The sequence below is a fragment of the Pseudoflavitalea rhizosphaerae genome (genome assembly GCF_003991355.1).
Taxonomy (GTDB): domain Bacteria; phylum Bacteroidota; class Bacteroidia; order Chitinophagales; family Chitinophagaceae; genus Pseudobacter; species Pseudobacter rhizosphaerae.
This window is the reverse complement of the sequence record NZ_RCSU01000002.1, coordinates 685,354-709,621: the sequence shown is the minus strand read 5'-3', so window position 1 is coordinate 709,621 and position 24,268 is coordinate 685,354. Positions and strand designations below refer to the sequence as shown.

At 47.5% G+C, this 24,268-nt stretch carries 27 protein-coding genes; 14 read left to right on the top strand and 13 right to left on the bottom strand.

The annotated features are described in order from the left end of the window. The first annotated feature begins 78 nt into the window (after positions 1–78). Positions 79–513 (top strand): DUF3276 family protein, encoded by a 435-nt coding sequence (locus tag D9Y29_RS05545; RefSeq protein WP_127125827.1) that lies wholly within the window; start codon positions 79–81, stop codon positions 511–513. 83 nt (positions 514–596) lie between these two features. On the opposite strand, the gene D9Y29_RS05540 is transcribed toward D9Y29_RS05545, so the two are convergent. The 8 genes from D9Y29_RS05540 to D9Y29_RS05505 form a co-directional block, all read right to left on the bottom strand. After that, positions 597–920, bottom strand: coding sequence for a T9SS type A sorting domain-containing protein (locus D9Y29_RS05540; protein ID WP_127125825.1), 324 nt, complete (start codon positions 918–920; stop codon positions 597–599). Next, positions 865–1,728: a reprolysin-like metallopeptidase gene (locus D9Y29_RS05535; RefSeq protein WP_164735268.1), complete on the bottom strand. Its 864-nt coding sequence runs from the start codon at positions 1,726–1,728 to the stop codon at positions 865–867. Before D9Y29_RS05535 ends, D9Y29_RS05540 begins: the two co-directional genes overlap by 56 nt. After that, positions 1,718–2,329 carry a hypothetical protein gene (locus D9Y29_RS05530; protein WP_127125821.1) on the bottom strand — a complete coding sequence of 204 codons (612 nt, stop codon included), beginning with the start codon at positions 2,327–2,329 and terminating at the stop codon, positions 1,718–1,720. The genes D9Y29_RS05535 and D9Y29_RS05530 overlap by 11 nt, the downstream gene beginning before the upstream one ends. A 47-nt stretch (positions 2,330–2,376) precedes the next feature. After that, entirely contained in the window at positions 2,377–4,029 is a 1,653-nt protein-coding gene (gene pgi / locus D9Y29_RS05525; protein ID WP_127125819.1) for a glucose-6-phosphate isomerase, read from the bottom strand. Positions 4,030–4,255: 226 nt separating this feature from the next. Beyond that, positions 4,256–5,284 carry a threonine aldolase family protein gene (locus D9Y29_RS05520; protein WP_127125817.1) on the bottom strand — a complete coding sequence of 343 codons (1,029 nt, stop codon included), beginning with the start codon at positions 5,282–5,284 and terminating at the stop codon, positions 4,256–4,258. Between the two features lie 958 nt (positions 5,285–6,242). Then, entirely contained in the window at positions 6,243–6,680 is a 438-nt protein-coding gene (locus D9Y29_RS05515; RefSeq protein ID WP_164735267.1) for an META domain-containing protein, read from the bottom strand. A gap of 65 nt (positions 6,681–6,745) precedes the next feature. Beyond that, a complete protein-coding gene (locus tag D9Y29_RS26645) occupies positions 6,746–7,174 on the bottom strand; it encodes a YqaE/Pmp3 family membrane protein (protein WP_206513716.1) in 429 nt (142 codons plus the stop codon). A gap of 119 nt (positions 7,175–7,293) precedes the next feature. Then, on the bottom strand, positions 7,294–7,596 hold the full coding sequence (locus tag D9Y29_RS05505) for a YtxH domain-containing protein (RefSeq protein ID WP_127125813.1): 303 nt from the start codon (positions 7,594–7,596) through the stop codon (positions 7,294–7,296). Positions 7,597–7,814: 218 nt separating this feature from the next. On the opposite strand from D9Y29_RS05505, the gene D9Y29_RS05500 reads away from it, so the two are divergent. Beyond that, the gene (locus tag D9Y29_RS05500; RefSeq protein WP_127125811.1) at positions 7,815–9,230 is read left to right on the top strand and encodes a sensor histidine kinase; all 1,416 of its coding nucleotides are present in this window, start codon (positions 7,815–7,817) and stop codon (positions 9,228–9,230) included. Between the two features lie 146 nt (positions 9,231–9,376). Here D9Y29_RS05500 and D9Y29_RS05495 read toward each other — a convergent pair whose 3' ends face one another. After that, positions 9,377–10,216, bottom strand: a complete 840-nt coding sequence (locus D9Y29_RS05495) for a dienelactone hydrolase family protein (protein ID WP_127125809.1) — start codon at positions 10,214–10,216, stop codon at positions 9,377–9,379. A 71-nt stretch (positions 10,217–10,287) separates the two neighbouring features. Between D9Y29_RS05495 and prfB the strand changes: the two genes are divergently transcribed. The 8 genes from prfB (at position 10,288) to D9Y29_RS05455 (ending at position 17,374) form a co-directional block, all read left to right on the top strand. Next, a protein-coding gene (gene prfB, locus D9Y29_RS05490; protein WP_420902508.1) for a peptide chain release factor 2 occupies positions 10,288–11,377 on the top strand; the annotation gives its coding sequence in 2 pieces (ribosomal slippage) (positions 10,288–10,335 and positions 10,337–11,377; 1,089 coding nt in all). Between the two features lie 32 nt (positions 11,378–11,409). Next, a complete protein-coding gene (pruA, locus tag D9Y29_RS05485) occupies positions 11,410–13,041 on the top strand; it encodes an L-glutamate gamma-semialdehyde dehydrogenase (RefSeq protein WP_127125805.1) in 1,632 nt (543 codons plus the stop codon). A 177-nt stretch (positions 13,042–13,218) separates the two neighbouring features. Beyond that, on the top strand, positions 13,219–13,800 hold the full coding sequence (locus D9Y29_RS05480) for a porin family protein (protein WP_127125803.1): 582 nt from the start codon (positions 13,219–13,221) through the stop codon (positions 13,798–13,800). A 393-nt stretch (positions 13,801–14,193) separates the two neighbouring features. Beyond that, positions 14,194–14,772 (top strand): porin family protein, encoded by a 579-nt coding sequence (locus tag D9Y29_RS05475; protein WP_127125801.1) that lies wholly within the window; start codon positions 14,194–14,196, stop codon positions 14,770–14,772. 145 nt (positions 14,773–14,917) lie between these two features. Next, positions 14,918–15,460, top strand: coding sequence for a bifunctional pyr operon transcriptional regulator/uracil phosphoribosyltransferase PyrR (gene pyrR / locus D9Y29_RS05470; RefSeq protein ID WP_127125799.1), 543 nt, complete (start codon positions 14,918–14,920; stop codon positions 15,458–15,460). A 26-nt stretch (positions 15,461–15,486) separates the two neighbouring features. Further along, complete coding sequence (locus D9Y29_RS05465; RefSeq protein WP_127125797.1) at positions 15,487–16,428, top strand: aspartate carbamoyltransferase catalytic subunit; 942 nt, start codon at positions 15,487–15,489, stop codon at positions 16,426–16,428. 24 nt (positions 16,429–16,452) lie between these two features. Then, positions 16,453–16,944 carry a pantetheine-phosphate adenylyltransferase gene (coaD, locus tag D9Y29_RS05460; protein ID WP_127125795.1) on the top strand — a complete coding sequence of 164 codons (492 nt, stop codon included), beginning with the start codon at positions 16,453–16,455 and terminating at the stop codon, positions 16,942–16,944. 4 nt (positions 16,945–16,948) lie between these two features. Further along, entirely contained in the window at positions 16,949–17,374 is a 426-nt protein-coding gene (locus D9Y29_RS05455; protein ID WP_127125793.1) for a hotdog fold thioesterase, read from the top strand. A 139-nt stretch (positions 17,375–17,513) separates the two neighbouring features. On the opposite strand, the gene D9Y29_RS05450 is transcribed toward D9Y29_RS05455, so the two are convergent. Beyond that, on the bottom strand, positions 17,514–18,137 hold the full coding sequence (locus D9Y29_RS05450) for an NUDIX hydrolase (RefSeq protein ID WP_127125791.1): 624 nt from the start codon (positions 18,135–18,137) through the stop codon (positions 17,514–17,516). 64 nt (positions 18,138–18,201) lie between these two features. Here D9Y29_RS05450 and pyrE point away from each other — a divergent pair, with 64 nt between their 5' ends. Next, a complete protein-coding gene (pyrE, locus tag D9Y29_RS05445; protein ID WP_127125789.1) occupies positions 18,202–18,837 on the top strand; it encodes an orotate phosphoribosyltransferase in 636 nt (211 codons plus the stop codon). A 28-nt stretch (positions 18,838–18,865) separates the two neighbouring features. Beyond that, complete coding sequence (locus tag D9Y29_RS05440) at positions 18,866–19,228, top strand: heavy-metal-associated domain-containing protein (RefSeq protein WP_127125787.1); 363 nt, start codon at positions 18,866–18,868, stop codon at positions 19,226–19,228. Positions 19,229–19,945: 717 nt separating this feature from the next. Here the strand turns inward: D9Y29_RS05440 and D9Y29_RS05435 are convergent. After that, positions 19,946–20,398, bottom strand: a complete 453-nt coding sequence (locus tag D9Y29_RS05435) for an LEA/WHy family protein (protein WP_127125785.1) — start codon at positions 20,396–20,398, stop codon at positions 19,946–19,948. A 296-nt stretch (positions 20,399–20,694) separates the two neighbouring features. On the opposite strand from D9Y29_RS05435, the gene D9Y29_RS05430 reads away from it, so the two are divergent. Beyond that, complete coding sequence (locus D9Y29_RS05430; protein ID WP_127125783.1) at positions 20,695–21,312, top strand: WbqC family protein; 618 nt, start codon at positions 20,695–20,697, stop codon at positions 21,310–21,312. A 228-nt stretch (positions 21,313–21,540) separates the two neighbouring features. After that, positions 21,541–21,822 carry a hypothetical protein gene (locus D9Y29_RS05425; protein WP_164735265.1) on the top strand — a complete coding sequence of 94 codons (282 nt, stop codon included), beginning with the start codon at positions 21,541–21,543 and terminating at the stop codon, positions 21,820–21,822. A gap of 123 nt (positions 21,823–21,945) precedes the next feature. Here the strand turns inward: D9Y29_RS05425 and D9Y29_RS05420 are convergent, their stop codons facing one another. Further along, positions 21,946–23,856 carry a M56 family metallopeptidase gene (locus tag D9Y29_RS05420; protein ID WP_127125779.1) on the bottom strand — a complete coding sequence of 637 codons (1,911 nt, stop codon included), beginning with the start codon at positions 23,854–23,856 and terminating at the stop codon, positions 21,946–21,948. 4 nt (positions 23,857–23,860) lie between these two features. After that, entirely contained in the window at positions 23,861–24,244 is a 384-nt protein-coding gene (locus tag D9Y29_RS05415; protein ID WP_127125777.1) for a BlaI/MecI/CopY family transcriptional regulator, read from the bottom strand. Positions 24,245–24,268 lie beyond the last annotated feature (24 nt).

Sequence of the window (24,268 nt, the reverse complement as noted above, 5' to 3'; positions counted from 1 at the left end):
TTTTGCCGGTTCAAAAACAATATTATATTTGTGCCTACTTTTTTGTAAAACTGCCAATTATTAAACTGCAAAATTAAAATGACTGTGGCGTACGAAAACAACGACAAACGAATGGAAAGCGTTTACAGTAAGCGCATCAGAGCTGGGAAAAGAAGAACATACTTCTTCGATGTGAGAGCTACCCGCGGCAATGACTATTACATTACCATCACGGAGAGCCGGAAGAAATTCAACGAAAACGGTTACGACAGGCATAAGATCTTCCTCTACAAAGAAGATTTTAATAAGTTCCTGAAAGCGTTGACCGAAGCTGTTGACTATGTAAAGACCGATCTGATGCCTAACTTTGATTTCGATGCTTACAACCACGACCAGGAAAATGAACAGGGAGTAGAAGGTGAAGTGGCCGATGAACAAGTGGACGCTTCGGAAGAGGTGGTTGTGGTAGCCAATGCAGCTGCTCCTTCACATAGCGCATCATCCGATGCAGGTGAAGAAGTAGACAAATGGTAATCTCACTTTAGTCTCAACTTTATTTATTATAAAGCCTCCGGTACCTTATACCGGAGGCTTTTTTACTTTCTACTTTTCCTCTTTTATAGTTTTACGAACCTGGAAACGATGGTGCCTGCATCACGGTGAATTGTAACAAAGTACAATCCTTTCGCCAGGTGTTGCAGGTTAAATTGAAATTGATTCACACCTTGTTTTGCATTTACTTTGGTCTGCCTTATTACCGCGCCCTTGCTATCTGTGATCACTAACTGTAATTCTTCCCTGTTGTTTGTAATGTATTCCACATGCAATGGCTGATCTTTCAAAGGGTTGGGACGAAGCCGCAGCATCGTGTTGCCATCAATACGCTCAGCCCTGGCGATGATGCTCATCACCGTCTGTGCGTCCAGGTTCACCTGACGCACCCGGTAACGTATAGGGGTAGGTGTAACCGCCGTCAACCGAGAAGAGGATGTTCACGGAAGTACAGTTCACTGGTGCTTCGCTGCTACTGCCGGGATCCCAGGAAATGATTGCTGTATTGGCGCCGTTGGCCGTCCAGGAAGTGGCGCTGTTCTGTGAAGTTACCTGGAATGGTGTGGCGCCTGCGGTGGTAACAGTCACATCGGCTTCTGCTGTACAACCACCGCCGGGGGCGCCGTCCCTCACCGTTACCCTGAACTTCATAGAGCGTGCCACCGTGGGCAGCATTTCATAATCAGGAATGGTATTAGCGAGAACAGCAGATATCATCGGGAACACACGACCGGGATTATCATTGGGCGGAAATGACCTGAACAATGGCCCCGAACCCGCTCTGGAACTGGGTTTTTCATTGGTCAGCGGACCAGCGTCCATCTGTTCCCAGCTATACAGCAGGTTGCTCCCGGCATCTGTTGCAGATGCTTTAAGCTCGAAGGGAGTGCCTGGCGGTATGATATAACTGTTATTACTAACCGAAACTACGGGTGATGTATTGCTGGTTTCCGTGATACTGGCGCAGGTGCCAGCGTTCATAGCAAAGCTGGTGATCTGTTCAATGCTTCCGCCATGGAAATAGAGATCGGTATTGTTCTGGTAGCTATTGCCTGTACAACTCCCTGCATATGCTATGATGGTGGAGCCGCCGCCTGGTTCCCAGGCCGTGCTTTCCGTGGCATTGCTGCCGCACTGCCCATTGCTGGCGGAAAAGGAGTGTGTTGCGCTGAACTGATGGGCTATTTCATGCGCCACCGTTCCGATGAATACAGGTCCCTATTTCGTTTGTGGCTACCCGGGAGAACTCTTCTGCTTCTGCCCCGCAACGAAGGAGAACCGGCAGTTCGATATCTTTTACATAGTACACTACATGTGCGCCAGTCCCGAATTCCGGGGCGCTTGAAATGTAAGCGGCGCCACTGTCTGTAAATATCAATCCATTTACTCCATCAGGGGTGATGGTAATCCTGCCGGTGAATCTTTTCGTTTGCTCATCGCGAAGCCTGTAGGTTTTGATGGAAGGGTAGAGTATTTGTAAGTCGGAGGAGAGTACGGGAGATTCTGTAATGATGTCCGGATGCAGTCCTCCTTCCGGAAGCGGTATCCCAAAGGGAACAGCAGCTACGGGAAAAGGAGCCTGTGCATTTTCCATGGGCGCCAGTTGCTGTAACTGCTGTGCTATTGCTGTATTGAGTTTTACCAGGCGGTGTTTTCCCGGCCAGGGTGATGCTGATAAAGGGCGTCGGGCCATTCCCTGGTCTGTTTGACTCAGATCATTCCAAAGCTGCTCCTGCGCTACACCGCACAGTGAAAGGAACACACTGAACAGTAACAGGACTGAGGGTTTGTTTTTCATATGATGGGGGCAAGGTTTTCCGGGGCGGTAAAATAGCAATTAAATGGCTATCCCCGCATTTTTTTGAAGGCATTGATCAGCCCGTTGGTGCTGGAATCATGCGATGCCACAGGCTTATTGTCTTTCAATTCCGGAAGGATGGCATTGGCCAGTTGCTTGCCCAGTTCAACACCCCATTGATCGAAGCTGAAGATATTCCAGATCACGCCCTGCACAAAGATCTTATGCTCGTAGATAGCAATGAGTTGTCCCAATGTATAGGGAGTGATCTTTTTGATCAGGATGGAATTGGTGGGCCTGTTTCCGGAGAATACCTTGAAGGGCAGGAGGGCTTTGATCTCATCATGCCCCTTGCCTGCTGCAATCAGTTCCTTACGCACCACATCCTTCGGTTTACCATTCATCAGCGCTTCCGTTTGTGCGAAGAAGTTAGACAATAGTTTCGTATGATGGTCCCCGATAGGATTGTGACTGATAGCCGGTGCAATGAAATCGCAGGGGATCATCACGGTACCCTGGTGGATCAGCTGGTAAAATGCGTGCTGGCCATTGGTGCCGGGCTCGCCCCAGATCACTGGTCCGGTTGCATAATCGATTGCTTTGCCGCGGCGGTCAGTGCTCTTGCCATTGCTTTCCATATTGCCCTGCTGGAAGTAGGCGGCAAATCTATGCATGTATTGATCGTATGGCAGGATGGCTTCTGTTTGTGTGCCGAAGAAATCGGTATACCAGAGACCGATCAGGGCCAGGACCACGGGAATATTTTTATCGAAAGGCGTATTGCGGAAATGCAGGTCGGTTGCATGTGCGCCCCGGAGCAATTGCTCGAAATGATCATACCCGGTAGTGAGGGCGATGCTGAGTCCGATAGCGCTCCAGAGTGAATATCGTCCGCCAACCCAGTCCCAGAACTCGAACATATTGGCTTTATCGATACCAAACTTCACCACTTCCTTTTCATTGGTGGAGAGGGCTGCGAAATGTTTGGCCACATGCGCTTCCTCGATGGCTGATTGCAGGAACCACTCACGCGCTGTGAGGGCGTTGGTCATGGTTTCCTGCGTGGTGAAGGTTTTGCTGGCCACCAGGAACAGCGTTTCTTCGGGGTTCACTTTTTTCAATGTTTCGGCGATATGCGTGCCATCCACATTGGATACGAAGAAAGGTTCAATCCCTTCCACCCAAAAAGGCTTCAGCGCTTCGGTAACCATATAGGGGCCGAGATCGCTTCCGCCGATCCCGATATTGACGATGTATTTTATTTTCTTGCCGGTATATCCTTTCCATTCACCACTGTGCACCCTGGCGCAGAAGTCTTGCATTTGCTTCAATACGCGCTGCACATCGGGCATTACATTCTTACCCTCTGCCTTCACCGGTTTGCCGGAGAAATTGCGGAGCGCAGTATGCAGCACGGCGCGGCCTTCCGTTTCATTGATGGCCTCTCCAGTGAACATGGCTTCGATGGCGGGTTTCAGCTCGCTTTGCTGGGCCAGCTCTTCCAGTAGCGACAAAGTCTTATTAGTGATGCGGTTCTTGGAAAAATCAACCAGGATATCTTCCAACTGCAGTGAAAACCTATTGAATCTTTCAGGGTCTTCTTCAAACAGTTCCTTAATCTGGACGTCTTTTATTTTTTTGTAATGCGTGTTCAGTTTTTTCCACACTTCGGTACGCTGAGGTTTAATTTTCGGTAGCATCTGGTTAGAATTATGGTCAAAAATAAAGTGCTTTCAATATTCTTTACTTATCAAGTCATAGGTGTATACACGTAGGATGCGTAAATAATGTTCCTTAAATATTGCGGTCAGGCGAAAATCCCTTCTCTTTACATAGTTACAATTTTTACCCTACGTATTTCCCCTAAACCCTGCAACCTACGTGAATGAGGTACGGACCGGACAGCGAGAGCTGTCCGGTCCTCGTTTATTGTGTATCCAATTTCAAATTTCGTATAGTATCCACCGTTATAGCTGTCATTTCAGGGGTAATACCCAGGTGTAATACCATCCTGATCTGTGTTGGTGACACTGGCAATGCCAGGATTTGTTTTGCTTTCAGCAGCTCCGTGATCTGTGCCGGTTTCCGGGGCGCTTTGATTTTTGCGATCACAATATTGGTGCTCACGGGCAACAGGCTCTCCACGTAATCTGTCTGCATCAATGCAGCTCCGATCTGCTGCGCATGATCATGATCTTCAGCAAGTCTACCGATATGATTGTCCAGCGCATAAAGTCCGGCTGCGGCCATATAGCCAGCCTGCCGCATGCCGCCGCCAAGTACTTTCCTGATCCTTCTTGCCCTGCGGATAAAATCCTTATTTCCCATCAACACACTGCCGATGGGGCAGCCCATACCTTTATTTAGACAAACACTGATACTATTGAAAAGCGGACCATAATCACTGGCTGCCTGTTGCTTTGCCACCAGTGCATTGAAAAGCCTGGCGCCATCGAGGTGCAGCAGGAGCCGGTGCTCATCGCAAACCTCGCGGATGCGCCGGATCTCCTCCAGGTCATAACAACTGCCACCCCCGCGATTGGAAGTATTTTCCAGGCAGACCAGACTGGTCCTGGCCTTATGTACATCATCGGGATTGATGGCCATCACTACCTGCTCAGCCCTGATCCTTCCCTGTTCACCCTCCAGCGTGCGCACCTGCGCCCCTGAATTGAAAGCAATTCCGCCCCCTTCATAAATGTATACATGGGCCGACTGCTCACAGATCACTTCATCACCCGGCTGTGTATGCGCTTTTATACCGATCTGGTTACTCATGGTGCCGGTTGGACAATATAGTCCTGCCTCCATATTGAAGTGGCTGGCCATCCTTTGTTCCAGGAGGTTTACGGAGGGGTCTTCACCAAAGACATCGTCGCCCACCGGGGCCTTCATCATGGCTTCCAGCATGCCCGGGGTAGGGAGGGTGAAGGTGTCTGAACGGAGGTCGATCATGGAAAAAATATTAGGGTACGAATGTACACATTGGAATTCGCAATCCAATTGCCCGCATGTTACGTATTTAAAGTGGAGCGGGTGGTGCCGCTCCGATTCCAGCGATTCTCAATACCCGAAAAAGAAAATTTGATCCGTTCCCGGAAACTGCCGGTCCCTCATTGGTGGGCGACCGGCTTTTTGTTTTTGTTTTGTGATGGGGGAGGCGGCCGGCGGGGGAATATGATCTGCGGCTGATGAAACAAACCGGCGCGGGAGGATATTTTTTGTTCTTCTGTGGGGAGAGATGGGCAGTGGGAATGCTATGGGACTTCTTCGCTTATGTTTCATAGGCCGCGACCCATATTCCCTCCGGCGGCCTTGAGCGCCGATAGAGCATCGGCAATAAAACAATAAATTAAAAGGCGTTCGCAAGTAATATCGGGGCGAGGATGGCCGGCAATTTTGAGAGAGCTATCAATTTTCTATGGGATAATAGAGTAGCCGCTGGCGCTGTTCCGGAGCGGTTGGGAAGGAGGGATGGGGAACAGGTGCATCAGCGAAAGTAATGGCGGTCAGTTTTGCTTGAGAATTGGACAGAAGGTTGTTGCTGAGAGATGGGGAGTTGATTGATGACTTATGTATGAAGATGAGGGGAAAGAATGATAATGGAAATAAACGGTGAGGAGTTGAATGAAGGAGATTGCAAAAAGCAAAAAAAGGGAAAAAAGAAAAGGAGAAATACAAAAAATAGAAAATCCATGTGAATAATCCGGTTTTCTAATATTCCATCATTGTATCAGCACTGCTGCACATTCGGGGGCCATAAGCGAAGGGGTATCTCATTCAGGGCCTTGAAAATATAAGCGATGAGGCCGGGCAAAGAATCCACCGCCCCATCTTCCTTACTACAGAAGAAAAAAAATCCTCCCGCGTTGGTATATTTTCCAGACCTGAATGAGACCCCCTGAGCGAAAAATTATTTTGGTATCGTTCGGGATGCTTCAAACCTCGCCAGCGTATCAGCTCCTTTCAGCAGCGACAACCATTTGCCCTGTATAAAGTAGCCATCAGTATTATTGATCGACTGCATCAATCCATCCTCTACTTCCATAGCTCCCTGGCAGAACATTTTGGTACTGGCCACTCCGTTGAATTTGAGGGAGGAGCCATTCAGGCTGTAAGACCCGAAGTACCTGTTGCATCCGCCGCTGCCAAACACCCTTCCGGTATCCAGCTGCATGGTCACTTCCTTGGGAGTTTTGGGCAGTTCTCCGTTGATAGAGCCGAGTTTTATGAGCTTCCAGGATGTGCCTTCCAGCTTTTGGTTTCCGCCAGTGGTATTCATGCTGTTGCTGCATGCTGCCATCATTAGCGTCACCGCCATACCGGATAGGGCGAACGATAATTTTTTCATGCATTTGTATTTACAGGTGAAAGATGTTTTTGAAGTCATCTTTCTACGGTATGGGATGCTTTCGATTATACTGCATCAAATACTACCAGTAATGCATATACTACACCGGGGATCCAGAAAAGCAGGGTGAGGATAAGGCTGATCCAGAATTTGCTGTTGATCTCACCTTCTTTCAGGTATACAGCCAGTGGCGGAAGTAGGATAGCGAGAATAGCCAGCAATACCTGGTCTGTTTCTGCGGCTTTGCCTGCACGTTTGTCTGCCTTATATTCCTTCAGCATCTTTTTGGCGTCCTTCAGTCTTTCTTTCCTTTCCTTGCGGGGAAGCGCCCTGAATGATTCCATAGCTGCTTTTACTTCAGCAGGTGTGGGTTCTGTGGACCCGGGCACAGTTACGGGAACAGGCTCAACAACTGCAGCGGCAAGAACAGGGGTGGTGATGGTTGTGAGTGCAAGAGCAGCACAAACAAAGAGACGAGTGTGAAGTTTTTTCATAGTGAGTAATTTGTGATGATTATAGCACAATGTTAATGATTTTGTAATTAGCAAGTATAAAAAAAGCTACCGTCTGTTTTCACAAACGATAGCCTATAGCTTTTCGGTTAATGCTTACGCTACAGCGTAGCCTGTTCCCTGATATTGTTGCCACTTGCCTTGGTTGCTTTGATCAATTCAAGAACTCTTTCACGAACATCCTCTTTGAGCCCTGAGATCTCGGAGGAGAATACATCTTTCAATTCATCCAGTTCATCGGCAGACGCTCCAATCAAACGGTTGAACTTTTTCCTCAATGCACCGGCGCTGTCCGAGATCTTTTGACGGGTTTCCGCTCCCGATGCCGGGGCACACAACATTCCGATGGCCACTCCCGCCAATACCCCGGTTAATGTGCCGAGCATTACTTTTTGTGTACTCATAGCTGCTTATTTAAATGATGAATAATACAATTGGGCGATACCTGATTTTTTTTCAAGAATCCTGCCAGAACGGCCCGGGCTATTAAAGGGGAATTAAATCTGTTACAGCAATTTACATATAATAATTGTACAATGCTTTTCCCGCCTTTCTTTTCATCGAAATAAAACAAGTCTCCGGACGTTACTGTTTCCGTTCAATATCCTGAAAATTACCTTATATGCAAACCCGCGGCCAGGCTCTGATCAGGCAATGGAAACAACTCCGGTCACTGGGCGTTACCGGCGGTATGGACGATTTTGAACGGCGCAAGCTGATCATTTTCAACCAGCTCAACTGTATCAGCATGCTGGCAGGACTGATGCTGATCTTCGCCGGCCTGTTCAGTAACCGGCACCTGCCGCCCCTGACCTGGTATGTGTCCCTGGCCCCGATTCTTATCTGTACCCTGGTGCTTTGGCTCAATCACGAAAATCATTACCGGTATGCCCGGCTTGTTTACTTCGCGTTATACCCCCTTGTAACCTGTATCGTTTATCTCGGGAAAGTGAATGTAGGGGTGGGGCTCTTCTTCCTTTTGTATATCGTGATCGCCGTTTTTTTCCTGCAAAGAATGGTAAGCATGGTGTTCTCCTTTCTCTGGAGCAGCAGTTGCTACCTGCTGGCGGTTGTTGTTCCCCGTGAGTACTACTTTCAGTTGTCGGAGATCAGCTACTGGGTATTTGCATTCAATCATATCCTTGCACTGGGATTCATCTTTTATGCACTCTTCCTGATCAAGCAGGAACATATCCGTTATCAGTATACGCTGATGGTGAAAAGCCGCGAGCTTCGCCAGCAGAACCTGGCTATCGGCAAACAAAAACGGGAGATCGCCGAAAAAGCAACATTGCTTGAATTGCAGACCAAAGAACTCACTGAGCTCAATCAAATCAAAACTAAGCTGTTCTCCGTGATCGCACACGACCTGAAAACGCCGATGTATGCCCTGCGTAATCTTTTCCTCAGCATGCAGCAGGCAAAGCTTTCCGCTAAAGAGATCAAAGAAATGATCCCCGGAGTTACCAATGAAATGAATTATGTGACCAGCCTGATGGAGAACCTGCTGCTCTGGGCCAGATCACAAATGAGACAGGAAACGGTACAGCCGGAAATGCTGGACCTACATCATATGATCGATGAAACGGTAGCCCTGCTGCGCCTGCAGGCGGACAATAAAAAGATATGGCTGGAAACCAGCTTGCAGCAACCGGTGTATTGTTATGCCGATCGTGAAATGATCAGCCTGGTATTGCGCAATATCCTCTCAAATGCCATCAAGTTCACACCGGCACATGGCACCATCTGGGTGAGCGCCAGGGAGCATGAAGCAATGGTGGAAATTGCTGTTCAGGATACAGGTATTGGCATGAGCGAGGAAGCCATCACGCAACTTTTCGGAGATCATTATTACACCACACGCGGCACCAACAGTGAAACGGGAACAGGGCTGGGACTGAAATTGTGCAGGGATTTTCTTGAGAAGAACGGGGGATGCATTAAAGTGAACAGCAACCCTGGTGTAGGAAGTACTTTCTCGGTTATATTACCTCGTTATGAGACGGTAGAGGACGAGCAGGAGTTGCAATATGCATAAAATGGAAAAGGATAAAAAACGGAGGTTTCGATCACTCAAAAAAGGCTGAGAACGGCCTTCTTTTTTTGTCCAATGCACAATAGAAATTATCCATTATGCTAATGATCTTTCCCTGAGTTTCTTATCCTTTTCCGGATAATTTTTGTTTACTTCAAGACTGTTTTGAAGAAGTCCTGCATGTCTTTCCAGGAGGCGGTATCTGCTGCAGCATTATAGGAGATGGGCATGTTGAATTTTTTTCCTTTCTCCGTTGCTTCAGGATTGCTGAAAGCATGCGTGGCGTCTGCATATTGCTTGAATGTATAAGGCGCACCCACAGAGTCCAACTGCTTTTTGAAAGCAGCGATCTGATCTGGCGTCACATAGGAATCTGCCTCTCCGTTGCACACCAGGATATTCGCTTTGGTAAGACCCTTCTGAGGAACTACACCGCCTTCCAATGCGCCGTGGAAACTCACCACGCCTTTGAGGTTGGAGCCGAGCTTGGCGGCATTCAGCACCATCGAACCACCGAAGCAGTAGCCTATAGCTGCGATCTGTGCTGTATCCGTAACCGTATTGCCTTTGATGAAAGCGGCGGCGGCATCGAGGCGTTGCTGTGCAGCTTTGGGGGCCTGGTACCAGGGCATGGCATATTCTTTCGCTGTTTGGGGGTCTTCTGCTATCTTCCCCTTTCCGTAAAAATCCACTGCCATGGCGATATAACCCAGTTTTGCCAGTTCACGCGCACGCATTTTGGGATATTGCGTGAGGCCCCACCATTCCGGAACGATCAGTATGGCCGGGCGTTTGGTGTTGATGCTTTCATCGTAAGCAATGTAGCCATTGAGGGTATCTTTCCCGTCTGTATACACCACTGATTCCTCTTTGATCACAGGCGATGCGGGGTTAATTTTAGTGGCTTCGCCTTCTTTTTTGGTATTGTCGGCATTGTTGCAGGCGGCAAAAAATGATGCGGCCGCAAGCATTAAAACGTAGGTCTTCATGATATATTTGGTTGAAGGGTGAAGTTCGGAAAAAGTCCGCAATCGGTTAGTTTTTTGTAACTTGCGCCCCTATGACACAAGAACAAATCAAGGCTATGAGGGACCGGATTGTGGTCCTGAGGAGGTTTCTTTGACGTCGATAACAGACGTGATAAGATCAACCAGGAAAAACAATTGAGTTTATCTCCCGGGTTCTGGGACGATAACAAACGCGCCACAGAGATTCTCAAGAACATCAAGCAGAATGAATACTGGGTTAAGTTGTACGAAACAACTGTTACTTCGGTAGAGGATTTTGCTGTGCTCTTCGATTTCTGGAAAGCCGGTGAGGCAACGGAGGAGGAAGTCCGCGTTGCGCACGATGAAGCTATCAGTCATCTTGAAGATGCCGAGTTCAAGAGTACGCTCAATCAACCTGAGGACGAACTGCCTGCCGTGCTGCAGATCAACAGCGGCGCCGGCGGAACAGAGAGCCAGGACTGGGCCGAAATGCTTGCACGCATGTACCGCATGTACGGTGAGAAGCAGGGATGGTCCGTTACGGAACTCGACTGGCAGGATGGCGATGGCGCAGGCATCAAGAGTGCTACGCTCCAGTTTGACGGACCATTCGCTTACGGCTTCCTGAAAGCCGAAAGCGGCGTTCACCGGCTGGTGCGCATCTCCCCGTTCGACAGCAATGCCCGCAGGCATACTTCTTTCGCCAGCATCTATGTATATCCGTTAGTAGACGACAGTATCGAGGTGGAAGTGAACCCGGCCGATCTTGAATGGGAATTCTACCGTTCAGGTGGTAAGGGTGGTCAGAACGTGAACAAAGTGGAAACCGCCGTACGTCTGAAACATATTCCCAGCGGGATCATCGTGGAATGCCAGAAAGCGCGTACACAGGGTGAGAACAGGGAAATGGCATTACAGATGTTGAAGAGCCGTCTCTACGAAGAAGAGCTGCGCAAGCGCGAAGCATTGAAGAATGCTGCCAATGCCAACAAGAAGAAGATCGAGTGGGGTAGCCAGATCAGGAGCTATGTTTTCCATCCTTACAAAATGATCAAAGACCATCGCACCGACTTCGAAGTAGGTAACGTACAGCCCGTGATGGACGGGGATCTGAATGGATTCATCAAGGCTTACCTGATGATGGAAAAGGAAACTGCCTAATTACCATTGCTCAAAAACAAAAACTACATGATATGAATCTTGGATATTTTTCATACCCTATGCCAGCGAATGAGCCGGTATTGAGCTATGCTCCGGGATCCCCGGAAAAAAAGCGACTGAAAGAAGTTTTGGCAGAGCTGAAAAATACACAGGCTGATATCCCGATGTATATCGGTGCAGAAGAAGTGCGCAGCGGCAAAAAAGTAGCGCTCCGCCCGCCTCATGAAACTGCCCACACACTGGGGCATTTCCATGCAGGAGACGCCAGCCATGTTACCAAAGCCATCGACGCAGCACTCGCTGCCAGAGAGAGCTGGAGCAACCTGAGTTGGGAGAACCGCGCCAATATCTTCCTGAAAGCGGCTGACCTGATTGCCACAAAGTATCGTCCGTACATGAACGGTACCACCATGCTCGGACAGAGCAAGAATGCTTACCAGGCTGAGATCGACAGCGCATGTGAGCTCATCGATTTCCTTCGTTTCAATGTTCATTTCCTGAGTGAGATCTACCGTCAGCAGCCGATCAGCGCGCCAGGGATCCACAACAGGCTGGAGTTCCGTCCGCTCGAAGGTTTCGTGCTGGCCGTAACGCCTTTCAACTTTACTGCAATCGGCGGTAACCTGCCCACTTCCGCAGCCATGTGCGGCAATGTAGTGGTTTGGAAACCTGCCAATACACAAGTATATGCCGCGCAAATGTTCATGCGCATTCTGAAGGAAGCTGGTCTTCCAGATGGTGTGATCAACCTCATTTACGTGGATGGTCCTACAATCGGAAGCGTTTGCTTCAGTCACAGGGATTTTGCAGGCGTACATTTCACCGGATCTACAGGTGTGTTCAACAATATGTGGGAAACCATCGGTAAGAACATGCACAATTACAAATCCTATCCTCGCATCGTGGGTGAGACCGGTGGTAAGGATTTCGTGCTCGCACACAAGAGCGCTGATCCGAAAGTACTGGCCACTGCCTTGCTGCGCGGCGCATTTGAATACCAGGGACAAAAATGTTCTGCCGCTTCACGCGCTTATATCCCTTCCAATATTGCAGAGGAAGTGAAAACGCTGCTGGTGGAAGGTATCAACAGTTTCAAGATGGGTACAGTGGAAGACTTCACCAACTTCATCAATGCCGTGATCGATGAAAAGAGTTTCGACAAGATCAAATCTTATATCGATAACGCAAAGAATGATGCCAATGCTTCTGTACTGGTTGGTGGAAACTGCGACAAAACCAAAGGTTACTATATTCAACCTACCGTGATCGAAGCAAAGGACCCGAACTATGTAACCATGTGCGAAGAGATCTTCGGACCTGTACTCACTATCCATGTATACGATGCAGAACAGTTTGAAAAAGCGCTGGAGCTGGTAGACAATACTTCTCCCTATGCGTTGACAGGTTCTATCATCGCGCAGGACAGGTATGCTGTAGAACTCGCTACCAATAAGCTTCGCAACGCTGCCGGCAATTTCTATATCAACGATAAACCAACCGGCGCAGTGGTAGGTCAGCAACCCTTTGGTGGAGCAAGAGCCAGCGGCACCAACGATAAAGCGGGATCTATCCTCAACCTCTATCGCTGGTTGAGTGCAAGGACCATCAAGGAAACTTTCAACCCTCCGGTTGATTACGGTTATCCTTTTATGTTGGAAGCATAAATATTTTTTTTATCGAAATAAAATTATCAAGAGCGCTTCATGCGCTCTTTTTTTGTGCAGTAACTGTTCCGGATACACGAAAGAAAGAATAGAGGTTAACAAATCGTTACGAACAATTTGTTTTGCTGACCGTTATGTTTGCAGTCATTATCAACGCTCCTTTTAAATTTTCACATTATGAAGAAGGTATTGCTCTCTCTTATTTGCTTAGCCTCTATTGCTACTGCTTCTGCACAATTCAGCCTGGGTGCGAAGGCTGGTGCACAGCTCACTGATTTTCGCGGCGGATCTTATTTTGCAGAAGATTCCAAAATGAAAATTGGTTATTATGGCGGTGCTTATGGCCGTTATCATTTTACAAAAACCATGGCTGCACAGGCGGAAGTATTGTATTCTGCGCAAGGTGCAAAGATCGAAGATGGAAGTGATGATTATGACCACAACCTCAATTACATCACGGTGCCTGTAATGTTCCAGTATCATTTGCCACTGGGTCTTTATTTCGAGACAGGTCCCCAGATCAGCTTCCTTACTAAAGCAGAATTGAAAGATGGCGACGACAAACTGGACGTAAAAGATGCAACAAAGAAAACAGATTTTGCCTGGGTTGCCGGTGCTGGTTACAAGATCACTGAAGAAATTGCGGTGAATGCCCGTTACAATTTTGGTATCTCTGATATCAATGATACAGAAATGGGTGGGAAAGCGCATAATAACGCTATTCAACTTGGTATCAGCTGGAAACTTTTCGGTAAATAATAAGTGGGCCTCAACTGATTTTGAAAATGACTGAAGTGAATACTTCGGTCATTTTCTTTTTTCAATATTAACGGTTGGAGGGGAGCGAAAACGGAAAAATAGCAATGTTTCTTTTGTGATAGCAACTGTTAAAACAGGGGTATGAAATAAAATTCCCATTTCAACGTTGCGCACAGTTGATAAGATTCAATACTCGCTGAAATGCAGCTTAGTAGCTGTTTTTGGGATAAGTGCAAAAATGGGAATTTAAAACATGGCATGAAAATTTCTGCTAATTGTAACATGTAACATATTGTTGGATTCATAACTGCACTATATGTTTGCATCCGTAAATGAAAACGGGATTTTTCTGTTAGCATTTACAACAAGTCAATAAACTAAACAAGAAGAAACATGAAAAGGATTTTTTTGCTGCTTGCTTTTGCCGGAACATTTGTTGCAGCTAATGCTCAAACAAAAATTGGTTTAAAAGGTGGAGTGAACGTAGCCGATTGGGGTGGGGAAGATGCTGATAATTGGGATTCCAAAATAGGATTGCATGTAGGTGGTTATGCCAACTTCGCAGTAGGTAATAAATTCAGTATTCAACCTGAGTTGGTTTATTCAACGCAGGGAGCAAAGGCAGACAGATCCGGTGATGATTTGAAAGCAAGATTCAATTACATCAATATCCCTGTGATGATAAAGTACGAACTTATTCAGGGATTACATGCACAATTGGGCCCTCAGTTTGGTTTTGCAGTAACAAGAAAAATGAAACAGGGAGATGTTACCGTAGATGTAAATGATGCATACAAAGGATTCGATCTTGGCCTTGGTCTTGGCGCCAGCTATCAATTCCCTTCTACTCCAGTAGGCATCGATGCCCGTTATATATTCGGTCTGAGCAGGCTGGATGATGACGGTGATCTCAAACGGTTCAACCGCGTATTCCAACTGGGCATTACATACACGCTTTGGAGCGAAAAATAATCTTCTGTAAATAATTCAACAGCGAAACCTGCAATGATGTGAAAGCATCAGCGGCAGGTTTCGCTGTTTTAAGGATGCAAAGCAACCGTTCCAATAATTTGGTGTTATTTTGCCTCTTTGAAGTATTTTTATAAAAATTTCGGGTTTGAAAACTGTATTGAACGAGCAGCAACTGGCCATTACCATCAAGAGATTAAGTCACCAGATCCTGGAGAACCATACCAACCTGGAAAATACTGTTCTTATCGGTATTCAGCCGCGCGGCGTTTTTGTGAGCGACCGTGTGGTGCAGGAGATCCGTCAGATTGTGCCACCCGGCACCGTGCAGTATGGAAAACTGGACATTACTTTTTACCGTGATGATGTGCGCAGGGAATTGCATGTTCCCAATCACACCGATATATCATTCAGCATCGAGAACAAGAATGTAATCCTGATAGACGACGTGCTGTATACCGGCCGTACCATCCGCGCCGCGCTGGACGCCCTGCTGGATTTCGGCAGGCCAGCAAAAGTGGAGCTCTGTGTGCTGGTAGACCGCCGCTTCAGCAGGCAGCTTCCCATCCAGGCCGATTATGTAGGCAGGTCCATCGATTCCATTATCTCCCAGAAAGTGAAAGTTTTCTGGAAAGAGAAGGATGGAAAGGACGAAGTTGGCCTTCTCGGAGGTCCTGATGACATGTATTGATTTTTCCTTTAACTTCGCCCCCTGAAATGCGACTTTCTGTAAAACATCTGCTCGGTATCAGGGATCTAACCCGCGAGGATATTCAGATTATTTTAGACACTGCCACAGAATTCAAGGAAGTGTTACAGCGCCCTATCAAAAAGGTGCCTTCTTTGAGAGATGTGACAATTGTGAATTTATTTTACGAGAATTCCACCCGCACAAGAATCTCCTTCGAGCTGGCCGAAAAAAGGCTAAGCGCCGATACCATCAATTTTACCGCTTCCGGCTCTTCCGTTTCCAAAGGTGAAACGCTTCTGGATACTGTCAATAACATCCTTTCCATGAAAGTGGATATGGTAGTGATGCGTCACAGCGCAACCGGGGCCCCCCATTTTCTGGCCAGGCATATTCCCGCAGCCATCATCAATGCCGGCGACGGTATCAATGAGCACCCCACACAGGGATTGCTGGATGCTTTCTCCATGCGCGAAAGACTGGGAAAGCTGGAAGGTTTGAAAGTGGCTATCATTGGTGATATCATGCATTCCCGTGTTGCGATGAGCAATATGTACCTCCTGAAAAAAATGGGAGCGGAAGTGATGGTGGCAGGGCCGCCCACACTGATCCCCAAACATATCCGGGAAGCCTTCGATGTGCGCGTGGAATACAATCTTAGAAAGGCGCTGGAATGGTGCGATGTGGCCAATGTGCTGCGTATTCAACTGGAAAGACAGAACCAGGTGCTCTTCTCTTCACTCAGGGAATACAACCTGGCTTATGGAATCAATAAAAGACTGCTGGAAAGCCTCAATAAAGAAGTTGTGATCATGCACCCCGGACCTATCAACAGAGGGGTGGAGCTGGATAGTGATGTGGCAGACAGCGGGCAATCGATCATCCTGAACCAGGTGGAGAATGGTGTGGCCGTGAGAATGGCTGCCCTATACCTGCTTTCGGGAGGTAGGGATGTGCCAGCGGCATCCTGATTTGCTAAACTTTAATGCATTGCCATGCAAAGAATCGCTTTGTTCCCCGGGACCTTTGATCCTATCACAATCGGTCACCTTGATATTATCAACCGTGCCTTGCCGTTATTCGACAAACTGGTGATCGGTATCGGCCGTAATATCAATAAAGTGCCCATGTTCACCGAGGAACAGCGTCTTGGCTGGATCCGCGAGATCTTCAAAAACGATCCCAAAGTAAGTGCAGTAGTATACGAAGGCCTCACTGTGAACGCCTGCCAGCAGGTAGGAGCACAGTTCATCCTCAGAGGCATCCGCTATGTGAACGATTTCGAATATGAAAAGGCGATTGCAGATATGAACCGCAGCCTTGACCAGAATATCGAGACCGTTTTCCTCACCTGCCTTCCCCAATACACTTCCGTAGCCTCTACACTTGTACGTGATGTGCTGAAGAATGGAGGCGATGTAATGCAGTTCCTGCCCAAAGAAGTGGCGGCCAGCATCAGCCAGCAGCCTGTCAAGTCTAAAAGCTAAGTCTATGATCTGGTTTCAGAAAGATGTTACCCTTGAGCATGTGCATCATCTCCGGCAATCGAACATGGCTGAGCATATAGGGCTCGAGTTCACGGAGCTGGGGCCGGATTTCATTAAAGCAAGTATCCCTGTAGATCATCGCACCAACCAACCTTATGGTATTCTTCATGGCGGCGCATCCTGCGTACTGGCTGAAACCCTCGGCAGTATTGGTTCTGCGCTGGTGATAGATACTGAAAAGTTCATCTGCGTTGGACTTGAGATCAACGCCAATCATATCCGCAGCGTTTCTGAAGGATTTGTTACCGGCACAGCAATCCCCATTCATATCGGGCGTTCAACACATGTATGGGATATTAGGATTGTTGACGGTAATCAAAACCTGATTTGTATCAGCAGACTTACTGTAGCAATTCTTCCAAAGAAATAACAGCGTGCTGCCAGTTGGGGGTGACTAAAAGGGCGGAGAGCTGGCAGTCGCTCGCCTCCGGCGAACACCGCGTCGCCAGAGGCGACTAAATAAAACTCACTCGCCGGGAGGCGAGCGAGTGGGCACAGCGTGTGTAAACTCAATACCCTGCTTTCTGCAGGCATTCTTTCACTGAAGGGAAAGTATTCTTTGTGTATTCTTTCAATGCTTTCGGATTGGCCCATACCAGTTCCGTGATCTGTTCTTCCAGTTGCGGCACCAGCGCCTGGGATTTCGGTGCCGTCATATTGAACCAGAAAGTTTCTTTGAGGATATGATGACCGGCATCATCGTAGGTATGATATGTGGTGGTGAGTGGAGTTCCCAGGGTAACATCGGCCAGCCCTGTTTCTTCCTGTACTTCACGTAAAGCGCTCTGTGCAGGCGTTTCACCCGGGTCCATCTTGCCTTTGGGCAGATCCCATTTACCACGGCGGAACATCATCAGCACGTCTTTATCTTCGTTCTGTACCAATCCTCCTGCTGCTTTAATAAGCATGAATTTGCGCCAGAAGGCTTTTTTGAGTTGATCGATATCGTCGTGGAAATAAATACCGGCATGCACTTTTTCCTGCTTCATTTCGTGGATCATGGAATTGACGCCCGGAGAGGAGAGCTCATCCATGTAAACGGCATCATCGTGATGGGCAAAGGGAGCGATCTCATCCGTGATGGTATCGGTCAGGAATAAAGGCTTGTCGTTAAAGTATATGATAATGTGCATAAATAATTTTCGCTTTTCCCTTTTCAAATTTCAATTTCGCCGCAACCAGGAATAAATCAATATTATGGCACCGAACAAAAAAGCAGTCGCTGAAAAGTTATTACAAATTAATGCTATTAAATTAAATCTCGAGCAACCATTTACCTGGGCTTCGGGCTGGAAGAGCCCGATCTATTGCGATAATCGCAAGGCGCTGAGCTTTCCTTATATCCGCGAATTTGTAAAATCTGAAATGTGTAATGTGGTATTTGAAGAGTTCCCTGATGGTGAGCTGATGGCTGGCGTAGCCACCGCCGGTATACCCTGGGGCGCTATGGCGGCAGACCAGCTGAAACTACCTTATATTTATGTTCGACCCAAACCTAAAGAGCATGGGCTGGGCAACCAGATCGAAGGATATTTCACACCCGGACAGAAGGTGGTGGTGATCGAAGACCTGGTTTCCACCGGCAAAAGTAGTCTCCAGGTAGTTGATGTATTGAAGAATGCCGGTCTGAACATCGTTGGTATGGTAAGCATCTTTACCTACGGATTCCCTGTTGCCTCAGAAGCGTTTGCAAAAGCAGGAGTGGATTACCGCTCTCTCACCGATTACCCTACGCTGATCGAACTGGCCATTGAAAAAGGAATAGTGAGCAGGGAGCAGGAAGGTATTTTGTTAAAATGGCGCGAAGACCCTGCGAACTGGCAGGGGAAATAAGTACATTTGGAGTAAATCGAATACTGTTATGAAGAAAATCCTTTTACTTATGGTGGCCGTTCTGGGGATCACTGCAATGGGGGTGGCCCAGCAGAAAAAGGGTAGCCAGACCGTGACCATTCAGACCCCCACCGTTCAATGTCAGATGTGTAAAGAGCGCATAGAGAAATATCTCCTGCGTGAAGAGGGCGTTCAAAAAGTGAACGTGGATTATAAACATAAGAGAACGAAGGTTACTTTCCTTGCAGAACGTCAGAATATCGAGAATATCAAGACTGCCATTGCCAATATCGGCTATGATGCGGATGATGTGAAGGCTGATGAAGAAGCATATAAGAAATTGCCTAAGTGCTGCCAGAAACCGGCAGACGGGGACGATAAAAAACAGTAATTAATTTTTTCAATAAGTGAAGGGCTGACCGATTAGGTTGGCCCTTTTTGTTTGCGGAATCAATACCGTTTCAATAGAATTTTTCATTGACTTTTTAGCGCGGAATATCGTTGCTACGGACGATTCCGCGAAGGAGAAGTGGCGCCGGGAAAGCCTGGCTATGAAAAAAATCTGCTGTAATGTCAGGTCGTTTTAGAACTGTCCCTGGCTGTTAGTAAATGAAATATGGACCTGCAGCAGGTAAATTTTCAATTTAAGATCTGCGTTTTTTGAGAGCCTGACGCCATAATTTCCTGCAGGAATTCAGCAGCAGCGGGAAGGGAAATCATTGAATTATGGACGCTCAGAGGGTTCATTTTTTTATTCTTTGAACCGCTTTACGTTGATGAGGATCTGAGGTTTTTCTTCCGGCAAATTCCGAAAAGATGGACAATATTACGGTAAGGGTCAGCTGATTTTCCGAACCATGAGCCCACAGGTTTTCTGTTAAATGAAGAAAATTCCAGGCCTCGATAATCCGGTGAGGCTCTCCGGATTAAGGAAAATTATCATTCAAATTAACCCGGACCTGGTTCATTCAACCCCACATTTTTGCTTCCCTGGGCTTCAATAAATAACCGAAGCCAGAGCCCACGGAATTGGAAAAAAACGGCCGGACCGGAAAAAAAATCCGGCGGATTACTGCCGGACCAGGTCATTTAAAATGGGCTCAAAATATCAAAATCCGAGCTTTTGTTTCCCTTCATATTTGATAGGGTAATTGATAAAAATTCCACTTCTTCCAATTTTTGCACTCCCTTCCAGCCGGATCATTACCTCCTCCGAACTAAGGTTCTGGAGCAGACTGATCCCGGTATTCGCCATGTCGACAGTCAACTTTACGGGCATCATAAAAGTGTCCAGCCTCGGAATTTTCAGGGTGCTGTCGAATGTGGATTTTCCGAAATACCGGTCATTCACGAAAACGTTCACTTCGGCATTTTTCAGGGTCAGGGGATAGCCGTTCGGATTGTAATATTCCACATCAACGGCAACCGTCGATTCCTTCCATCCCATCGTTAACACTTTCACATTCCGGATACCCAGATAATCGAGAGAGGTCGGTTTTGCACATCCGAGCCAACCCAACCAGAGGAGTGGGAGCAGGAGCAACCAGGGCGCTTTTTTCATGCAGGAAACTTTATGGACCACAAAGTACCGGATTAATTTTTTCTGCCAAAAAGGAGTTGTATTTTTAGGAATTTGTTTGCTAATTCTTTTAGAAAATGCAGGGTGACAAGCAGGTAACCAGCAGGAAATTGAGCAACTAAAAATTTTAGACTTATAATTTAATTGTAAGTAACTATTTATAAATATGATTATGAAAGTTATTGATGATTTAAATCAAATATAAAACCGGGTAAAAATCCCCATAATTACAAGATTTTCGAACGAGATTAAACAAAATTTGAAATACTAGAATAATAATGAAATTAATTGTTGATTGTCAATATTTTGCACCGGTTATCTTATGGCAGGTTTCTACAAATTTGAAGCATATCGTTTTTGATTCATATGATCGCTATCAAAAAATGAGTTTTCGTAACCGGGCGGTGGTGTTGGGCTCCAATGGTCCCATCCTTCTCAGTGTTCCCCTGGTGGATGGCCGGGAACAACGGAGGCCTATGAAGGAAGTCCGGATTGCCAATGACGCGGCCTGGCAATCGCAACATTTCAAGACCCTGAAAAGCTGTTATAACCGGAGTCCCTGGTTCCAGTATTTTGAACAGGAACTGGTTGAGTTATATGAGAAAAAATTTGAATGGCTGCTGGATTGGAACCTGGCCTGCTGGCAATGGGCGGCGGCAAAAATGGATGGGGATTTTACGATGGAACTGTCATCAGGCTACCAGGAAAATTATGACCCGGCCGAATGGCTCGACCTCCGGAATAAGGTGCTTCCTCAAACCATCAATCAGGCATTCCCGGACCCTGTAAAGTATAGCCAGGTTTTTGCAGACCGCCTCGGATTTGTTCCCAATTGCTCCGTGCTGGACCTCATTTTCTGTGAAGGAAAAAATGCCCGTTGGTTACTTTCGAGGTAATAGCTTCCCTCGCATATCCTCAAATTTGTATTTGATATTATTTATATATCCAGGGGCAGGGAGGTGGTCGCTTACTCGTTTCCTGATCACTTGCATGTCAAAAGTCCTGCTGCTGTGCGGCTTCTTTTTTATTCTTTTGCCTGGGGGCAGGACTTCACCTATAAAGGGGAAAGAGTTCTGGCTCGGCTACATGGTCATCAACAAATGTATACGGCCAGTTTGCCGGAGATGGACATTTATATTACTTCTGTTGTAGGCATCAGGGTGTTGGTGGAGATCCCTGCGATGGTTATCACTATCGGAACATTTGTGGTGAATGCCAATCAGGTAACCGTGGTACCTGAAGTAATCCATGATGCTTTCCTGGACCAGGAGGGTATCAGTAACAAAGGGATCCATATCCTGGCAGAAAATCCCGTTGTTGTATATGCTCATATCTATACAGCCCAGATCGCAGGTTCAGTTTGTGCCTTCCTGTCAGTACTAATGGTCGAGAATATTATTCCGTGAACTACACCCAGAGCTGGGGATTGGGTGCGGAACAGTGCTTTAAGTAGATGGCTGCAATTATACGGGAGTTGCTGACCGGTCCATCCGATCTGCAGGAACCCGAAGAATAGTTAAGAGGATTAATTAAATGTCTACAGACTTGTTATTGATCGCTTTTTTCAGCTCAGGTTTCGCGTTTTCCATCAGTCGCTCTTCTACGATCTTTCTGCGTAAAGCGTCCTGCTCAGCACGCTTTTTGGCACGGTCGCGCTGAAAGTTTTCCAGTTTTTTCTGCCATTCGGCCTGTGCTTTTGCATACATCGCGCGTACATCTTCGGCTGAATTGAGAGCGCCTTCACAGAGGCGTTTCATGGTGATCTCCATGAAAGCCTTGTGCAGTTCCTGGCGGATCTGGTTGGCATGGAGCTCGATGCCTTTTGCTTTCAGTTCGCTTTCCAGCCTGGTCAGGTCCACTTCATTCAATGCTGTCATTGCGCGGGTAATGGCTTCCCTGGCCTCGGCCTGCAGCCTGTTGGCCTCTGTATATATTTTTGGAGTGCAGCTGTCCTGCATGTATTGATACGCGAAACTGTTACGGGGAACATAAGGTTTGATCTCTGCACTGTTGGCGGGTTCGCAGAGAACGGTGGCCTGATTGGCAAGGGTGAAATCCCTGGCATCAAGACTTGCCTGGTTGCTTACCGCAGTGATCCGGATCTGGAATTGTACCTGGTGCTGTTGTGCTGCCAATTGGCGCTGATGTTCTTCAATCAGTCGCTGTTGTTCCGCCAGCTTGCGTTCCATCATACCAGCGATCTCGATACCAGCTGCGAGGCGGAGTAGCTCCTCTGCTTCGCTGGCAGTGAGAATATGAATTGATGGAAGAGGTCCGGGTGTTGCTGCGGGTTGAACGGAAGTGTAGTTTTTTTTCTGTTTTTTAGTTGTCACTACTTTTCCGGGCGTTTCTTTTTCTTCGGGAGCAGGCTCGTAACTGGCAAACTGGGGGGTGGCATCTGTACTGAACACTACGGGATAGATCTTTTTGACGATCACATTGCCCGGGTTGTACAAACCAACGAATCCGAACAGCAAAGCCGTGAGCAGGTATGCCACCATACGATGACTAACGGGAGTGCATACCTGTTCCTGGTGTAGGATGCGTTTTACGCGATGCAGGAGCGCCGGTGTTTTACTGCCGGTGGCGGCCACGGCCAGCGTTTGTTGTGTGGCGGAGCGTTGTTGCTCCAATACCAGCAGGGAAGTGGCGTACTGTGCGGGATCGTAGCGGAACTGCAGAACCAGGTCGTCGCAGCTGTTCTCGCGTTCGCGGCGGATGGCAGCGGAGATCCATTGAGCAAATGGATTGAAAAACAATACTACGTCTACACAAGCCATTAAGATATTGATGAGGTAATCGTTGCGTTTGATATGTTTCAGTTCATGCAGCAGGATAGCTTCAGTTTGCTGGATACTGAGATGGTTCACGATGGAGATGGGCAGCAGGATCACTGGTTTCCAGAAACCCAGTGTCATGGGCGCTTCTGCGGCGGCGGAGAGCCAGAGTGCTACTTTCTTGTTGATGCCCATACGGCCGGCAGCCTGCTGAAGGAAAACGCGCAGTTCGGGCGCGGCCTTCATCATATCAGCTTTGAGTAAACGCCGTGTATAATTGTATCGATAGTAGAAACGGATGAATAACCAGGCCGCTGCAAGCAGATAGCCGATAGACAGGAAGGGGAGGGCTGATTCGATATTCCTGGAAAGATTGCCGAAGAAACCGTGATCTATTACAGGAGCTGCTGCGCCCTGGTACCAGTTGTATACAACCGGCGCGGCAGCGGCTTCGTAAAAATTCATCACCAGTGAAACCAGGAACCAGAGTGAACCTCCGGCCAGGGATAAAAGGGCAATAGTATGCCGCTGGTGGGATTGATAACGTTTTCCATTAGCAGTCAGCACTACATATAACAACCACAGCAATCCCATTTGCCACAAGCTGTCTATTAATGACCATCCCAATGCTTTGAGGAAAGCGGATTGGTAAACTTGGTTCATCCTTCTATTGTTTTTTCAGGTTGTTGATCATTTGCTGGATGGATTCCAGTTCTTCGGGAGAGGCTTTGTGATTGCCCAGCGCCTGCATCACCATGGCAGTAGGCGATCCGCCGAAAAGCGTATCGATCATTTTGCCCACCAGGTGCTTCTGGGTTTTCTCCCGGCTCACTGTTGCCTGATAAATATGCGTTTTCACGCTGTCATCTCTCTTCACCAGTCCTTTCTCATGCATGATCTGCATCAGTTTGAGGGTGGTGGTATAACCCGCTTCTTTGTATTTCAGCAGTTCCTCATGTACTTCGCGGACACTGGCTGTTCCTTTTACCCACAGCACATTCAGTATCTCCAGTTCGCTCTCTGTGGGCTTGATGGTTTTTGTATTTGCCATAACCGATAGAATGATTTGCCTCAA

Coding starts and splice junctions, on each gene's coding strand:
- D9Y29_RS05545 (WP_127125827.1), top strand. CDS start 79: ATGACTGTGGCGTACGAAAACAACGACAAACGAATGGAAAGCGTTTAC.
- D9Y29_RS05530 (WP_127125821.1), bottom strand. CDS start 2,329: ATGAAAAACAAACCCTCAGTCCTGTTACTGTTCAGTGTGTTCCTTTCA.
- pgi (WP_127125819.1), bottom strand. CDS start 4,029: ATGCTACCGAAAATTAAACCTCAGCGTACCGAAGTGTGGAAAAAACTG.
- D9Y29_RS05520 (WP_127125817.1), bottom strand. CDS start 5,284: ATGATCGACCTCCGTTCAGACACCTTCACCCTCCCTACCCCGGGCATG.
- D9Y29_RS05515 (WP_164735267.1), bottom strand. CDS start 6,680: ATGAAAAAATTATCGTTCGCCCTATCCGGTATGGCGGTGACGCTAATG.
- D9Y29_RS26645 (WP_206513716.1), bottom strand. CDS start 7,174: ATGAAAAAACTTCACACTCGTCTCTTTGTTTGTGCTGCTCTTGCACTC.
- D9Y29_RS05505 (WP_127125813.1), bottom strand. CDS start 7,596: ATGAGTACACAAAAAGTAATGCTCGGCACATTAACCGGGGTATTGGCG.
- D9Y29_RS05500 (WP_127125811.1), top strand. CDS start 7,815: ATGCAAACCCGCGGCCAGGCTCTGATCAGGCAATGGAAACAACTCCGG.
- D9Y29_RS05495 (WP_127125809.1), bottom strand. CDS start 10,216: ATGAAGACCTACGTTTTAATGCTTGCGGCCGCATCATTTTTTGCCGCC.
- pruA (WP_127125805.1), top strand. CDS start 11,410: ATGAATCTTGGATATTTTTCATACCCTATGCCAGCGAATGAGCCGGTA.
- D9Y29_RS05480 (WP_127125803.1), top strand. CDS start 13,219: ATGAAGAAGGTATTGCTCTCTCTTATTTGCTTAGCCTCTATTGCTACT.
- D9Y29_RS05475 (WP_127125801.1), top strand. CDS start 14,194: ATGAAAAGGATTTTTTTGCTGCTTGCTTTTGCCGGAACATTTGTTGCA.
- D9Y29_RS05465 (WP_127125797.1), top strand. CDS start 15,487: ATGCGACTTTCTGTAAAACATCTGCTCGGTATCAGGGATCTAACCCGC.
- coaD (WP_127125795.1), top strand. CDS start 16,453: ATGCAAAGAATCGCTTTGTTCCCCGGGACCTTTGATCCTATCACAATC.
- D9Y29_RS05455 (WP_127125793.1), top strand. CDS start 16,949: ATGATCTGGTTTCAGAAAGATGTTACCCTTGAGCATGTGCATCATCTC.
- D9Y29_RS05450 (WP_127125791.1), bottom strand. CDS start 18,137: ATGCACATTATCATATACTTTAACGACAAGCCTTTATTCCTGACCGAT.
- pyrE (WP_127125789.1), top strand. CDS start 18,202: ATGGCACCGAACAAAAAAGCAGTCGCTGAAAAGTTATTACAAATTAAT.
- D9Y29_RS05440 (WP_127125787.1), top strand. CDS start 18,866: ATGAAGAAAATCCTTTTACTTATGGTGGCCGTTCTGGGGATCACTGCA.
- D9Y29_RS05435 (WP_127125785.1), bottom strand. CDS start 20,398: ATGAAAAAAGCGCCCTGGTTGCTCCTGCTCCCACTCCTCTGGTTGGGT.
- D9Y29_RS05430 (WP_127125783.1), top strand. CDS start 20,695: ATGAAATTAATTGTTGATTGTCAATATTTTGCACCGGTTATCTTATGG.
- D9Y29_RS05425 (WP_164735265.1), top strand. CDS start 21,541: ATGGACATTTATATTACTTCTGTTGTAGGCATCAGGGTGTTGGTGGAG.
- D9Y29_RS05420 (WP_127125779.1), bottom strand. CDS start 23,856: ATGAACCAAGTTTACCAATCCGCTTTCCTCAAAGCATTGGGATGGTCA.
- D9Y29_RS05415 (WP_127125777.1), bottom strand. CDS start 24,244: ATGGCAAATACAAAAACCATCAAGCCCACAGAGAGCGAACTGGAGATA.